Consider the following 13,637-nt stretch of genomic DNA (forward strand, 5'->3'; position numbering starts at 1 on the left):
AAAGTGAATAGACTAATAATTCTGGGGAATGGGTTTGATTTAGCTCATGGCCTTCCCACCAAATATTCAGATTTTCTATTATATTATTTAAAAAAAGCAATATCTGAAGTTCGTCAAACAAGAACGAAATATAGAGACCCTCTAATTAATCTCAATTATCCTTTAGGGCATCTTACAAAAGATGATTTTAACTCTTACAGAACTTTAGTCGATTCACTACTCGAAACTGGCAGTCCACTTTCATCATATACACCTCTTACAATAAATAAGAAGGGATTTCTTCATAAAATTCTTTCAAAGGGGAGTCTTTCAAAATGGCAAAATTTAGAGCTTTTATACCACGATTTTATTATCAATCTATTAGATTCGTTAAAGTCGAAAAAGATTACTGATAAAACTGCCAACACAAGGCTCAAAGAATTCCATAAGTCATTGGAGTTTTTTCTTCAGGAATTCAAGCTTTATCTAGAACAAGTAGTGTCCCCTATGATAGATAAGACGGAATCAATTGAGGCCTTTAAGAAGGAATTCGATTCAAAAGAGAAACTAATATTTTTAAACTTTAATTATACTCAGACTGTAAGAAAGTACATTAAGTTTGAAGAAGCATATATTATTAATATTCATGGATTGGCGGATTCTATTGAATCTGAAATTTGTTTTGGTTTTGGAGATGAACACTCTCCTAGATATGATGAAATAGAAAACTTGTATGAAAACGAGTTTTTAAAGTATTCTAAATCAATGTTTTATTCAAGGGATGAAACCTATAGGCACTTATTGGGCCTTTTAAGCCAAAAATTCAAGGTAGATATTTTTGGTCATTCATGTGGAATTACTGATAGGACTTTACTCAAGCAAATCTTTGAAGACGAACATTGCGTAGGGATACATTATCATTATTATTCATCTCGCAAAGACCATCGTGAAAAATATATTGAGTTAAGTAGGCACTTTGAAGATAAAAAAAGACTAAGAAAAATTGTACGACCTGCAGAGTCGAGCACTCCATGTCCTCAACTTAGTTAATACCTCAAAATATCACTGACAGTAGTTTGAAAAGTAGATACCTCTTGTTTTGAGATTTTGCCAATCTTTCTGACTAATCGATTTTTAGACACTGATCGAATGTGAAAGACCAATATTTCTGATCGCCCAGAAAGTTTGTTTTGTTTGTTAGGTGCTAATATCGGATTCCCTTTATATCCTTTCACTTTGGTAGTTAGTGGGCAGACTATAACAATTTTAAGATGCTCATTCAGGAGATTTCCGCTTACAATTACAACCGGTCGAAAACCAGACTGCTCACTTCCTTTCACTGGGCTCAAGTCCGCATACCAAATTTCTCCCTGTTTCACTGATCCTCAATTTGTTTGTAATAATCAGACATCCCTTCCTCTGCCGCCTTCATGATATCCTCATCATCACCAAATTGCTTATATGATTTAGCATATTCAGCTTTATTTATTTGGTCTAAATAAGCATTTAGAGCTCTTTCTAAAAGCTTGTTTTTAGGGACAGAAAGCTTCTTGGCATTTTCAGAAAGCCTTTTAAGTAAATCGTCTGGGAGAGTGCTTGTAAAAACAGCCATGATATAAATATTTATTTAAATATAAATTTATTTATTTTTATTTGAATAGAAAAAGAACAAACTAAATTTTGCTTTTTAAGAATTAATCAGTTTTGTTTACTTCAACAATGAGAAACAACAGCACATATTTTAGCTATTACTTTTTTTATCCAAAGGATAATAAGGGGTGGCTATAGTATATGCTTAGATTAAATATAAAATTTAAGAAGCCTCCCCAACAGGGAGGCTTTTTTTATGTCAATGATTTGAAATGACGAAACAAAAAATAGCCATACAAGGACTCAAGGGTAGCTTTCACCATGAAGCAGCTAATCATTTTTTTGGAAATGATATTGGGCTTGCGGAGTGCGAAACGTTTTCGGAAGTCATGCATGGGGTGACCAGAGGAGAAGTAGACCATGGTTTAATGGCAATAGAGAATTCTACTGCGGGCTGTATCATTCCTAATTATTCCTTGTTGAGGAAGAATGACGTAGAAGTAGTAGGGGAGGTGGGCCTCAGAGTAAAACTCAACTTGATGACATTAGAGGAAACCTCATTGGATGAATTGGAGGAGGCACATTCTCATCAGATGGCCATCAGGCAATGTGGAAACTTCTTTAAAGATTTTCAACATATCAAGTTGGTAGAAGCTTTTGATACAGCTGGCAGTGCCAAAATGGTTAGAGATAAAAAAATGGAGAAAACTGCTGCCATAGCAGGAAATCTTGCTGCTGAAGAATATGGATTGAAGGTCATTCAAGCGGGTATTGAAGATCATGAATTGAATTATACAAGATTTCTGGTAATCCAAAAGAAGGGTTCTGAACAAGTAGATAATCCTAATAAAGTATCAGTTTATTTCCAGACTAAACATGATCCCGGATCATTATCTCAGGTGCTTGGCGTAATAAGCGGACTTGGAATAAATCTTGGCAAACTGCAGTCTCATCCAGTCCCTAGTAAGAATTCACTCTATGGGTTTTATGCTACACTTGAGATTCAAGACAGACACCAATTAGAAGATTTAAAGCGACTGATGGTAAGGATGACAATACAATTTGAAATTTTAGGAGTTTACAAAAAAGGAGAGACGCATGGTTGATTCATTAAAATCTAAACGGTTATCAGGAGTCGGGGAATACTATTTTTCTAAAAAGCTCAAGCAAATAGAAGAGCTAAACAAAGCTGGCCATCAAGTGCTAAACCTTGGTATCGGAAGCCCCGACTTGAAACCTCCTCAATCAGTTCAGGATGCACTAATAGCTGGTTTGGAAGAGTCAAACGCCAATCAGTACCAAAGTTATAAGGGCATTCCAGAATTGAGAGAAGCATTTGCGAGTTGGTACCAAACATATTTCGATCTTTCTCTCAACCCTGATCAAGAAGTTCTTCCATTGATCGGGTCGAAAGAAGGAATTATGCATATAAGCATGTCGCTTCTTAATGAAAGAGATAAGGTGCTTGTACCGAACCCTGGTTATCCTACATATGGAGCTGCCTCAAAGATTGCTGGAGCAGAGGTGATTCATTATACACTAAATGAGAACAACAATTACCTCCCGGATTTTGATGAATTGGAGTTGTTAGAAAATGTGAAATTGATGTGGGTGAATTATCCCCATATGCCCACCGGAACTGATGGAAGTGAAGAATTATTCCAAAGGCTTGTGAATTTCTCTCGAAAGAAAGGAATCATCATCGTCAATGACAATCCCTATGGATTCATTCTAACAAATGAACAAAACAGCCTACTTAAGCACAGACATGAATCTGATTTGGTTTTGGAACTCAACAGTTTATCTAAGTCGCATAATATGGCTGGTTGGAGAGTTGGATTAATTTCCGGAAATCCCGACTTAATACAAACCATCTTGACCTTCAAAAGCAATATGGATTCTGGTCAGTTTAAACCGATAATGCGCGCAGCTATTGCAGCTTTAAACGAACCTAAAAGTTGGTATGATCAAATAAACAGTGAGTATAGAAAACGAAGGGAGAAAGTGTTGGAAATAGTGGATCTCATCGACTGTAAGATCACGAATAAACAAGTAGGCATGTTTGTATGGACTAAAATTTCCACGAAGCATCAACAAGCTGAATTATTTGCAGATCACCTATTAGAAGAATATAAAATTTTTGTCCCTCCAGGAAGTGTTTTTGGATCTGAGGGAGGTCAGTATATCAGGTTTTCACTATGCAGTGATATGCCCGTTTGGAATGAAGTTATTAATAGAATTAAGGAAAAGAAATGAATACTAAGCCAATAGAATTAATTAATCAAAAGCGACCTGTTGTAATCTCAGGCCCTTGTAGTGCTGAGACAGAAGATCAGGTTTTGCAAACGTGTACCCAGCTTGCAGAAACAGGGAAAGTAGATGTTTTACGGGCAGGTATTTGGAAGCCAAGGACCCGGCCAAACAGTTTTGAAGGAGTAGGTGCTGTAGGTCTTGGATGGTTGAAAAAAGCCAGAGAACAGACGGGCTTACCTATATCAGTAGAAGTAGCAAATTTGAATCACGTCTTTGAGTGTTTGAAACATCAAGTTGATATACTCTGGATTGGGGCAAGAACTACCGTAAATCCATTCTCTGTGCAGGAAATTGCTGATGCCTTAAAAGGAACTGACGCCACAGTTTTGGTTAAAAACCCGATTAATGCAGATATAGAATTGTGGACAGGGGCATTAGAGCGTTTGAACAAGGCTGGAATTACCAAGCTTGGAATGGTGCATCGTGGGTTCGCGCAGCATGGTAATAGCATCTACCGAAATGAACCTAAATGGCAGCTGGCTGTCGAAATGAAAAGGCGTTTTTCTGAGATTCCACTTATATGTGATCCAAGCCATATTGCAGGGAATCGAGAGCTATTGCAAGGAATTTCACAGCAAGCATTAGACATGGATTTTGATGGATTGATGATTGAGTCTCACATTACTCCAGATGAGGCATTGAGTGATCGTGCTCAGCAAGTAACGCCTCAGCGACTGGAGGAGCTTGTGGATAGTTTAGTAATCAGACGTCCTCACATTCCGGACGAAGAGTTGACCAATAAGCTTTCGCTTTTAAGAAATCAAATCGATTTAATTGACGATGATCTTTTGAAATTGCTTGGTGAAAGAATGAAGGTAGCTGAGGAAATTGGGGAGGTTAAAAAGGAAAAGGGAATTACGATACTTCAAACAAACAGATGGGAAGAAATCATTGAAAAAGCGAGTGAGAATGGTGCTTTGCAAGGTTTATCTAAAAAATTCATGATTAGATATTTGAATGCTATACATCAAGAGTCAATCGATCATCAAAATGAAGTGATGAATCAATCAGAGTTGAGTGAAGAATAAAACATCCAAATCAGTTTGTGGTTTTATCTTGCAAGCCAATGAAAAATCTACTTGCTAAGCTGGAAGAAGAAATTGCTGCCCTATCATTTGGCAACAACCCTCCTAATCTTTACGACCCTATCCGGTACATCCTTTCCTTAGGAGGAAAGCGCCTGCGTCCGATGCTTGTTTTACTTGGCTATGGCCTCAAAAAAGAAAATTTGGAGGAGGCTATTTCTCCTGCTCTGGCCGTTGAGATCTTCCACAACTTCACTTTGATGCATGATGATATCATGGATGAAGCTCCTATCAGAAGAGGGCAGCCAACCGTCCACGAGAAATGGAACAATACAGTAGCCATATTGAGTGGCGATACCATGATGGTTAAAGCTTATGATCAACTACTCACCGGGCCGAAAGAGTCACTTGCTGATGCGATTCAAAAGTTCAATAAATGCGCAGTAGAGGTATGTGAAGGTCAGCAACTAGATATGAACTTTGAGGAGTTGGAAACAGTCACCGAAGAGCAGTATATAGAAATGATCCGGTTGAAAACGGCAGTCTTACTTGGGTTTAGTTTGGAATATGGAGGATTGCTTGCCGGGATGGATAAAGAAGAATTAACTCAATTGAATGCTGTTGGGGAAAAAGCGGGAATTGGCTTCCAATTAATGGATGATTTATTGGACGTCTATGGAGACAAAGCTAAGTTCGGTAAGCAGGTAGGAGGAGATATTGTATCCAACAAAAAGACGTATTTATTGATCAAAGCGCTGGAGCTTGCTAATGGTGATCAAAGAAAAGAATTGGATAGATGGCTGTCCGCCTCGGACTTTGATGTCGAAGAAAAAGTAGAAGCAGTCAAAAAAGTATATGGCGAGCTAGGCATTTTTGAGCTGACTCAAACCAAGATGAATGCATACTATGATGAGGCATTTCAGTTATTGGAAGAACTGAATGTAAGAAAAGAAGGAAAGAAAGCGCTAGTTGAATTTTTTGAAAAATTGATGAAGCGAGAAAGGTAGTTTATTGCCTTTTGAAAAATAGTTTGGCTATTTTTACTTGTACTTACCTTAGAAGTAATTACACAATTCCATGATCAAGCCAGCTAAACTTCTTCTGTCAATTATGGTTCCTTTATTTTTTCAAGGGTGTAATAGTGATGATCCTGACCCAGGACAAATCACTTTTGGCTTGCTTGAGCCAAAAGTGACAGATAGAACATATTCTTCTATCACATTTAATATCGGGTTACGGTTTTCAGACGCTGAAGTAGAAGAAGTTTTTGTGGCGATCAGTGAGGACCAAGATCTAGATATCAATGAATTCTATGATAGAACACTAAGATTTAAAGATTTTTCCTTTTCTAAATTACCTTTTACAGGAAACCAAGTTGATTTCAAGAGCACAGACTTAACTCCTGAGACTGGTTATACATTTATTTTTTATCACACCAGTGGAAATGATACCTTGGTAGAAACTCGAAGTGAGTCTACGGCATTTCTAGAACCGTTTGGTTTTGAACCTCGTATAGTTGGCTCTGGAGGTAAGGTCAACCTAATAAACTTAAAAGTAGATGAGGATGATTTAAGTAGATTATCATTCTATGCAGGAGAACGAGAATTGGAAATCATTTCTAGTGAGCAAAGTCCAAATTTGGTAAATAGCGAAAGGTCATTCATAATTCAAGTACCAGAATTTGATTCTTATGATAGCTTGAAACTCACAGCAAAATTTGATGATAATGAGCTTGAGGGGCAGTATGTTGAATATGGATCGAATGGAACGGGTATTCAGCCATTTTATCAAGAAAAGCTGAAATATATAATCCCTTCGGATTGGAGCTATAAATCAATGTTGATACAAGAGCTTTCTGACAACAGGCGAGCTTTTTTTAAAAACGAGATTTATGTGGAGTTAAATGGTGAGATATATTTTTATGGACATGGATCCGTAGGTGACGAAACTTTTGGTTTATACTCATTTGATTTTGAGAACTTGGATCACGAACGAGTTATTTCACATGATTTTTCAGAGAGTTTTTTGAATCAAACATTAGTAGAAGAAGAGGGTCAACTCATTCGGTATCACGTTGAGGAGGATTCAATTGTAAAAGAGAAAATCAATCTGGATTCTAAATCTTATGAATTATTAGACGATGATGTGCTCGATCAAATAGAGGTGGGTAAAGGGTTTTTTCATGAAGGTGATTTTTACCATTATACTTTTTCTGGTGCTAAGAAATACAATCTTGTTTCCGGAGAAGAAACAGGCTTAAACATGTTAGATGATTATTCTTCCGTTTTAGCACCTAGAAGAGACATTTACCAAACCAAATCATACGTAATATCTAAGGATTTTGATGATACATTCAATTTCTGGGATTTAAGAATTTATGATATTTCAAATGACACCTGGACAAGCACTCAATTTCCGAATGAGGCAGTTTCAAACTTCACTATTTTCGAACATGAGGGCCTCATTGGAGCTGGGCATGTAAAAAAAGAACTGTATTTCTTTTTTCCTGGATCTAATGAGTGGAAGTATTTGAATGAATTTCAGGTTTCACATCATGCTCGAAATGATTTTATTCAAACGGTTCCATTTTATATCCCATCATCTCAAAAAACTATTTTTTTAGCTGGTGAAGGAATCTATGAATTCAATCCTATCGGTGTTGATCTTATTGATTAGTATTAAGAGCCAAAGGGGCATTACCTTCTTTTCAAAAGCGAAATCAATTCCTTGTTTCTCAATGATTTGGCTATTTTGATCGGAGATTCTCCTAGCTGGGAAACAATCTTCGGATTTGCTCCATTGTCTAATAACAGTTGAACGATTTCAATATTGCCAACTTTGGTAGCCTCTATGAGTGGATTGGTCATGATTTCAGGGTGTAGAAAGTTAACATCCATTCCGATGGAAATGTAGTAAGCCACTCCATCTATATCTTCATTCATTACAGAGTGGATGAATCCTTTAAAATCACCTGATCGTATCATAAAATCCTTATTGAAATCGCTACTCATCTCATAAAGTTAAAAACAAAAAAATATGATCTTGCAGCCTCAATCAACCAGCTTGTCATAGTCTTGAGATCTAGAAAATCGACATCCATACCTATAGACAAATAGTATGAAACTGCCTAAACGCCTTTATTTATTACTGATTGGATAAACCCTTTATTATCGCCAGAAGGTGTATTAATTTCGTTTGAACCATTTGACATGTCATAAAGTTAAAACAACATGATCGCAGTTGTATCTCCGGCTAAGAGCCTCGATTTTGAAACAAATCACGATGTAAAAACTACACAGCCTCGCTTGTTAGAATGCACTTCGGAGCTTATTGATGTTTTGCAGAAGAAATCTCCAGAAGAAATCCAAGAGTTGATGAGCATCAGCGATAACTTGGCTGAACTCAATGTTGATAGGTATCGAAAATTCGAATCTATACATTCTAAAAAAAATGCTAAACCTTCTGTCCTCGCTTTTCAGGGGGACGTATACCAAGGATTGAAGGCAGAAACTTTTGATGAAACAAAGATGGATTTTGCTCAAAAGCATTTCCGTATTTTGTCTGGATTGTACGGTCTGCTGAGGCCACTGGATTTGATTCAGCCCTATAGATTAGAGATGGGAACCAAGCTTGCCTTTGATGATTATAACACACTTTATCAATACTGGGACAACAAGATTTTGAATTTGCTTTTGAAAGATTTGAAAGCTCAAGGAGATGACATCATCCTTAATTTGGCTTCTGTAGAGTATTTTAAATCTGTCCATAAGAAAGATGTTCCAGCGACTATTATTGATGTAGAATTCAAAGACTTCAAAAATGGTCAATACAAAATCATCTCTTTTTATGCCAAGAAAGCAAGAGGTTTGATGTCAAAGTATGTGATAGAAAATCAAATAAGTGATCCTGCTGATTTAAGAGGTTTTGATTACGAAGGTTATTACTTTGACAAAAGTGCATCTACCGAAAAAATGTTTGCATTTAAGAGAGATAGCAAAAAACATTAGATGCAACGAATACTTGTACCAACGGAATTTACTTATTTAAGCAAATGTGCTCTAAACTTAGGCATGCAGCTTGCTAAGCTAGCAAACGCTGAAGTCCGGATTGCATCAGTAGTAGAGCCGCTACATAATGATTTCATGGAGGAAAGGGATGAATACAGCCATGACCCTACCTCATCTATTCGAAACATTGAAATCACAGAAGAAGCGAGAGCTCGGATGCATGAGCGTGCTGAAGAGGTTTCCAAATGGTTTCCAGATCAGATAATAGCACCCAAAATTCTATTTGGTAATAAGGTGAAATCGCTCGTTAAAGAAGTCAATGAGCAAGCCATAGATTTGGTGATCATGGGAGGTGATTTGTATGAGCCTAAAGACCTTCAATCGAACGAATTTTTAAGACAATCCAATTCTCCAGTCGTCATTCTAAAATGCATGATCAATCAGCTGGAAAAGTTTAAAGACATCATTTTTCTGGCAGATGTGGATAATGATAGTGAAAAATTGATTTCACATGCGAAAGAACTTCAAAGCTTACTCAAAGCGAAAATTCATGTAGTTCGTGTAAACACGCCGAAGAATTTTTTAGCTCCGAAAAGGTGTAAGGAGACATTAGAAAATTTTGTCTCTAGATGTAGACTTGAAAATACTGAATTGGTGAGTTTGGAAGCTAAGACGGAAATAGAAGGCCTGATGAGCTACTGTGAAACCATCAAAAATGCCTTTGTTTGCTTAGGAATTCACGAAAGAAGTTTTTTACAGTCACTCATAACGAGTTCGATTAGCGAAGGAGAGGTTATTGCCAATAGTATACATCCAGTTTGGACCTTTAAAGATTAAATCCAGAAGTTTTTACGAGCTCATTTTAATCTTGAATCTTGTTATTCATTATCTTAGAAGAGCAACTAAGTTCTAAAATGGAAGAGATTATCAAACTACTTTGGGAAGCATCAGAAAGTTTTCTTGCGTGTAGAGTGGTATTGCAAGGAGAACCTTTTCCAAGGGTAATTCACCCTTACGGAGTTGCCAGGACTTCAAAAAATAAAATAGTTCTTGTTTGTCAGCAGTCTACTGGATTTACCAAAGCTGGTGGCAAGGCAGGTTATAGAAATTTGATGTTGAAGCGTATAGAATCGGTTGAAATCCTAAAGGAGAAATTTGAAGTTTCAGATGATTTTAACCCATCAGATATCCAATACAATGAGTGGATTTTTCATGTTTGATTCGAATGAATGGATTTGATTACAGTAAACCTACTAACCTAAAAAGGCTCGCTGACTTAATCAAGGAGGCCCAAGTAAGGTAAACTTTATTTACCCAGGCCCTGCAGCCACCCAAATAGCTCCATCAACCAAGCCACTCCAAGATGAATAAATATTCCTCCCCAGATATTGCGGCTATTGTAGGAGATAATTCCAAGAACATATCCTCCGAAAATGGAACTGATAGTCTCTCCCATTGGCTTGCCAAAATGAAGAAAAGCATAAGTGATAACCATAGGTAAGACAGCATATCCGCCAAGTGTTCGAGTAAAAGCAAAGATTAGAAAACCTCTAAAAATCAGTTCTACAGAGATGAAACTACTTCCATAGCAAAGTTCATAAATGGTCACTAACCAGGATTCTGAAATTTCAGGATTTTCCCTTAAATAAAAGTTAGCTCCAGAGCCTCGGTATCTAGGATAAAAGTCTTGTATATCTCCTATAAACGAACCAATGCCGATAAATACAGCGGATATTCCTAGGAGAATCAGGTACGGTTTTGCATCAAATTTCTTCAAGCTCAATCCATAGTAATTTTTGGTTTCGTCTTTCTCCAAAAATGGATATAGAATCAACATAGGGATGACGACTAAAATTAAACTGGAGGCCCAATTGATGCAACGAATGATAAAGGGGTATTCTAGGCGTGGGAGATATTTAAACCACTCGATGAAACCGTAAAAAGATCGATCCAGAGCCAATAGACCAAACCCGATAATAAATTTGATCCAATAATTTTTGTCCGTAAGCCAGTCTCTTTTTTTGCCAAAAGCATATAGAATAAGACATACAATTAGAAAGGGTCCTCCGTGAAAAAGAAACATCCACAGCCACTTAATGGGTTGCCCATTATAGGAGTCTATTACACCATCTTCAAAATCGTATTTGTAGTTTAAAGCAATACAGATACCCGTGAAAATAAGGATGGTCAGATAGAGCTTGAGATCAAAATGTTCTCGTTGGTAGGCCTTAAGATATTGAAGAACTTTCTTCATTGATTGAGTTAATGCTTTTGAAAATCCTAAATTAGACTATTCAAGTCAAAGCAATTATTGAATGTGCCTAATCACTTTCGCCTACAAGGCTCACCCAAAATATAAGTTTATTCTTGCAGCGAATCGAGATGAGTTTTATGCACGACCTACTGCGGCTACCCATTGGTGGGAGGACCATCCTGAAATTTTGGGAGGCAGGGACCTTCAAGCGCATGGCACATGGATGGCAATTCACAGGAATGGAAGATTTGCAGCAGTTACCAATTACAGAGACATGAAGCATATAAAACCAGATGCTAAATCCAGGGGTGATTTGCCGGTCCATTTTTTACTTAAAAATGACTCACCAAGCTCTTACTCGAAAGCAGTTCACAAAGAAGGAGCCAGTTACAGTGGATATAATCTTATTACGCTAGAAGATGAAATGACTCATGTAAGTAACTACGACTCACAAGTAAACCTATTGGATGCTGGAATATATGGTTTGAGCAATGCCCTCTTAGATACGTCATGGGCGAAAGTGAAGAAAGCAAAAGGAGATTTTAAAACACTTATAGAACAAAAGTTCGATTTGGAAGATCTAATTGAAATGATGCAGAATACAGAAACCGCAGAAGACGGGGCTTTGCCGAATACTGGGCTGGATTATGAGCGTGAAAAGGCGCTTTCAGCAATGTGTATTCGAACGCCTGATTACGGAACCTGTTGTTCAACAGCAATCACGATTGATTATGATGGTAATGTGGCATTCATGGAAAAAAGCTATCCAGTGGGAGACCGGAATGATGAAATTGTATCATTTAACTTTCAAATCGAAAGAAGATAAATATGGATCAGGATCATTATAGGAAGCTTGAAAGAATGTACTTAGCCTCTAAGGTTAATACGCAAATATTTGATTCAACTACGGCGAAGGTTAGTCATGAAAAGGCAGAAATTGGATTGAAGATAGATCCAAAATATTTTCATGCACTTGGAGCTATCCATGGATCAGTCTACTTTAAGTTACTAGATGATGCAGCATTTTTTGCTGTGAATTCTATTGTCGCAGAGGTATTTGTATTGACGACTACTTTTAATATTCAATTAATTCGCCCAGCATCAGAGGGACTCCTAAGAGCAATTGGTACAGTACGATTCAAGTCTAAAAGTTTATTCGTTGCAGAATCAAGGTTGTACAATGATCAAGGCAAAGAGATTGCTTTTGGTTCTGGAAACTTTGCTAAAAGTAAAGTCGCTCTCTCACCTGAAATAGGGTATAGATGAACATCCTTAAAAAATACTTTGGACCAAGTACATTGGTGACTGCTGCATTCATAGGGCCTGGTACATTGACAGTGTGTACCATATCGGGAGCCAACTTTGGATATACACTATTGTGGGTCTTGCTCTTTGCTACTCTAGCTACAATCATTCTTCAGGAAATGACAGCTAGACTTGGACTAATTACTCAAGGGGGCTTAGGTGAGGCTATTCGATCCAATATCAAAAATTTGGGAGTAAGGATAATGGCTGTTACCTTGGTTTTTACTGCCATAATAATTGGAAATGCAGCTTATGAGGCTGGCAATATTTCTGGAGCAGTTTTAGGAATAGAAGGCGTTGTGGGATCAAGAGTTCCTTGGGCTTTAGTAATTGGAGGAGTCTCATTTGGTGTTCTGTACATTGGTAGATTTAAATTGATCGAACAGATCTTGATAGGACTAGTCATTCTAATGAGCATTGTTTTTCTAGTGACGGCAATTGTGGTGAAACCGGATTTAGGAGATTTGTTTTCAGGATTTGTGCCTTCTTTTACTGAGAATAATCAGCTGGCAATTCTTGGGCTTATTGGAACTACCATCGTTCCGTACAATTTGTTCCTTCACGCTTCTTCGGTAAGTCAAAAATGGAAAAACGCAGATCAACTTGGCGATTTGCAAAAAGAAAATGTAATCGCAATTGGACTTGGAGGTTTGATCTCCATGGCGATCGTTATTACAAGTGCAGCTACCATCTTTGGTGTAGGTGTTTCTGGAATCAATGAGATGGCTACACAATTGGAACCACTTCTTGGAAGCTGGGCTAAATACTTCTTAGCATTGGGCCTCTTTGCGGCAGGAATTTCATCTTCTATTACAGCACCGCTAGCAGCAGCTTATACAGCACAGGGCATTTTTGGATGGAAGGTAGATGCGAAGGACGTTAAATTTCGAGCGATTTGGGTCCTCATTCTCGTTGTGGGAACTGTATTTTCAATGATTGGATACAAGCCGATTGAAGTTATTCAAGTCGCGCAAATTGCTAATGGAATTTTGCTGCCTGTTATTGTATTCTTTCTGATCTACCTATGCAATAAAAAATCACTTTTGAAAAACTATGTGAATAAATCATGGCAGAACGGGCTAGCCATCTTAGTCATACTAGTGAGCCTTATTGTAAGTTTTAGGAGTTTAAATAGTGTGTTCGGATTTTTATAATGTTTAAACG

General features: G+C 37.4%; 16 protein-coding genes. 12 read left to right on the forward strand and 4 right to left on the reverse strand.

Annotated elements, in window-relative coordinates; translation table 11 throughout:
- The first annotated feature begins 3 nt into the window (after positions 1-3).
- On the forward strand, positions 4-1,029 hold the full coding sequence (locus tag ABJQ32_16045) for an AbiH family protein (GenBank protein ID MEP5291166.1): 1,026 nt from the start codon (positions 4-6) through the stop codon (positions 1,027-1,029).
- Here ABJQ32_16045 and ABJQ32_16050 read toward each other — a convergent pair.
- Both ABJQ32_16050 and ABJQ32_16055 read right to left on the reverse strand, forming a co-directional pair.
- The gene (locus ABJQ32_16050; GenBank protein MEP5291167.1) at positions 1,026-1,358 is read right to left on the reverse strand and encodes a type II toxin-antitoxin system PemK/MazF family toxin; all 333 of its coding nucleotides are present in this window, start codon (positions 1,356-1,358) and stop codon (positions 1,026-1,028) included. The two genes, ABJQ32_16045 and ABJQ32_16050, sit on opposite strands and share 4 nt — an antisense overlap.
- Positions 1,355-1,591, reverse strand: a complete 237-nt coding sequence (locus tag ABJQ32_16055; protein MEP5291168.1) for a ribbon-helix-helix protein, CopG family — start codon at positions 1,589-1,591, stop codon at positions 1,355-1,357. Before ABJQ32_16055 ends, ABJQ32_16050 begins: the two co-directional genes overlap by 4 nt.
- 250 nt (positions 1,592-1,841) lie before the next feature.
- Between ABJQ32_16055 and ABJQ32_16060 the strand changes: the two genes are divergently transcribed.
- The 5 genes from ABJQ32_16060 to ABJQ32_16080 all read left to right on the forward strand — a co-directional run bounded on the left by ABJQ32_16060 (position 1,842) and on the right by ABJQ32_16080 (position 7,583).
- A complete protein-coding gene (locus ABJQ32_16060; GenBank protein ID MEP5291169.1) occupies positions 1,842-2,675 on the forward strand; it encodes a prephenate dehydratase domain-containing protein in 834 nt (277 codons plus the stop codon).
- A complete protein-coding gene (locus tag ABJQ32_16065) occupies positions 2,668-3,825 on the forward strand; it encodes an aminotransferase class I/II-fold pyridoxal phosphate-dependent enzyme (protein ID MEP5291170.1) in 1,158 nt (385 codons plus the stop codon). Before ABJQ32_16060 ends, ABJQ32_16065 begins: the two co-directional genes overlap by 8 nt.
- Positions 3,822-4,910 (forward strand): chorismate mutase, encoded by a 1,089-nt coding sequence (locus ABJQ32_16070; protein MEP5291171.1) that lies wholly within the window; start codon positions 3,822-3,824, stop codon positions 4,908-4,910. The genes ABJQ32_16065 and ABJQ32_16070 overlap by 4 nt, the downstream gene beginning before the upstream one ends.
- A 38-nt stretch (positions 4,911-4,948) precedes the next feature.
- The gene (locus tag ABJQ32_16075; protein MEP5291172.1) at positions 4,949-5,914 is read left to right on the forward strand and encodes a polyprenyl synthetase family protein; all 966 of its coding nucleotides are present in this window, start codon (positions 4,949-4,951) and stop codon (positions 5,912-5,914) included.
- A gap of 103 nt (positions 5,915-6,017) precedes the next feature.
- A complete protein-coding gene (locus ABJQ32_16080; GenBank protein ID MEP5291173.1) occupies positions 6,018-7,583 on the forward strand; it encodes a hypothetical protein in 1,566 nt (521 codons plus the stop codon).
- 20 nt (positions 7,584-7,603) lie between these two features.
- On the opposite strand, the gene ABJQ32_16085 is transcribed toward ABJQ32_16080, so the two are convergent.
- On the reverse strand, positions 7,604-7,918 hold the full coding sequence (locus ABJQ32_16085; protein MEP5291174.1) for an ankyrin repeat domain-containing protein: 315 nt from the start codon (positions 7,916-7,918) through the stop codon (positions 7,604-7,606).
- Between the two features lie 219 nt (positions 7,919-8,137).
- Here ABJQ32_16085 and yaaA point away from each other — a divergent pair, with 219 nt between their 5' ends.
- The 3 genes from yaaA (at position 8,138) to ABJQ32_16100 (ending at position 10,134) form a co-directional block, all read left to right on the forward strand.
- The gene (gene yaaA, locus ABJQ32_16090; GenBank protein ID MEP5291175.1) at positions 8,138-8,914 is read left to right on the forward strand and encodes a peroxide stress protein YaaA; all 777 of its coding nucleotides are present in this window, start codon (positions 8,138-8,140) and stop codon (positions 8,912-8,914) included.
- Positions 8,915-9,751 carry a universal stress protein gene (locus ABJQ32_16095; GenBank protein ID MEP5291176.1) on the forward strand — a complete coding sequence of 279 codons (837 nt, stop codon included), beginning with the start codon at positions 8,915-8,917 and terminating at the stop codon, positions 9,749-9,751.
- A gap of 77 nt (positions 9,752-9,828) precedes the next feature.
- On the forward strand, positions 9,829-10,134 hold the full coding sequence (locus ABJQ32_16100; protein MEP5291177.1) for a hypothetical protein: 306 nt from the start codon (positions 9,829-9,831) through the stop codon (positions 10,132-10,134).
- A gap of 86 nt (positions 10,135-10,220) precedes the next feature.
- On the opposite strand, the gene ABJQ32_16105 is transcribed toward ABJQ32_16100, so the two are convergent.
- Positions 10,221-11,168, reverse strand: coding sequence for a CPBP family intramembrane glutamic endopeptidase (locus ABJQ32_16105; GenBank protein ID MEP5291178.1), 948 nt, complete (start codon positions 11,166-11,168; stop codon positions 10,221-10,223).
- A 61-nt stretch (positions 11,169-11,229) separates the two neighbouring features.
- Here ABJQ32_16105 and ABJQ32_16110 point away from each other — a divergent pair, with 61 nt between their 5' ends.
- From ABJQ32_16110 to ABJQ32_16120, 3 genes are read left to right on the forward strand one after another with little or no spacing between them, the layout of a single operon-like run.
- On the forward strand, positions 11,230-11,994 hold the full coding sequence (locus ABJQ32_16110) for an NRDE family protein (protein ID MEP5291179.1): 765 nt from the start codon (positions 11,230-11,232) through the stop codon (positions 11,992-11,994).
- A 2-nt stretch (positions 11,995-11,996) separates the two neighbouring features.
- Positions 11,997-12,434 (forward strand): PaaI family thioesterase, encoded by a 438-nt coding sequence (locus tag ABJQ32_16115; GenBank protein ID MEP5291180.1) that lies wholly within the window; start codon positions 11,997-11,999, stop codon positions 12,432-12,434.
- On the forward strand, positions 12,431-13,627 hold the full coding sequence (locus tag ABJQ32_16120) for an Nramp family divalent metal transporter (GenBank protein ID MEP5291181.1): 1,197 nt from the start codon (positions 12,431-12,433) through the stop codon (positions 13,625-13,627). The genes ABJQ32_16115 and ABJQ32_16120 overlap by 4 nt, the downstream gene beginning before the upstream one ends.
- Positions 13,628-13,637 lie beyond the last annotated feature (10 nt).

It is taken from the genome of Marinobacter alexandrii, from assembly GCA_039984955.1.
Taxonomy (GTDB): Bacteria; Bacteroidota; Bacteroidia; order Cytophagales; family Cyclobacteriaceae; genus Ekhidna.

Coding starts and splice junctions, on each gene's coding strand:
- ABJQ32_16055 (MEP5291168.1), bottom strand. CDS start 1,591: ATGGCTGTTTTTACAAGCACTCTCCCAGACGATTTACTTAAAAGGCTT.
- ABJQ32_16060 (MEP5291169.1), top strand. CDS start 1,842: ATGACGAAACAAAAAATAGCCATACAAGGACTCAAGGGTAGCTTTCAC.
- ABJQ32_16065 (MEP5291170.1), top strand. CDS start 2,668: ATGGTTGATTCATTAAAATCTAAACGGTTATCAGGAGTCGGGGAATAC.
- ABJQ32_16070 (MEP5291171.1), top strand. CDS start 3,822: ATGAATACTAAGCCAATAGAATTAATTAATCAAAAGCGACCTGTTGTA.
- ABJQ32_16075 (MEP5291172.1), top strand. CDS start 4,949: ATGAAAAATCTACTTGCTAAGCTGGAAGAAGAAATTGCTGCCCTATCA.
- ABJQ32_16080 (MEP5291173.1), top strand. CDS start 6,018: ATGGTTCCTTTATTTTTTCAAGGGTGTAATAGTGATGATCCTGACCCA.
- ABJQ32_16085 (MEP5291174.1), bottom strand. CDS start 7,918: ATGAGTAGCGATTTCAATAAGGATTTTATGATACGATCAGGTGATTTT.
- yaaA (MEP5291175.1), top strand. CDS start 8,138: ATGATCGCAGTTGTATCTCCGGCTAAGAGCCTCGATTTTGAAACAAAT.
- ABJQ32_16095 (MEP5291176.1), top strand. CDS start 8,915: ATGCAACGAATACTTGTACCAACGGAATTTACTTATTTAAGCAAATGT.
- ABJQ32_16100 (MEP5291177.1), top strand. CDS start 9,829: ATGGAAGAGATTATCAAACTACTTTGGGAAGCATCAGAAAGTTTTCTT.
- ABJQ32_16105 (MEP5291178.1), bottom strand. CDS start 11,168: ATGAAGAAAGTTCTTCAATATCTTAAGGCCTACCAACGAGAACATTTT.
- ABJQ32_16110 (MEP5291179.1), top strand. CDS start 11,230: ATGTGCCTAATCACTTTCGCCTACAAGGCTCACCCAAAATATAAGTTT.
- ABJQ32_16115 (MEP5291180.1), top strand. CDS start 11,997: ATGGATCAGGATCATTATAGGAAGCTTGAAAGAATGTACTTAGCCTCT.
- ABJQ32_16120 (MEP5291181.1), top strand. CDS start 12,431: ATGAACATCCTTAAAAAATACTTTGGACCAAGTACATTGGTGACTGCT.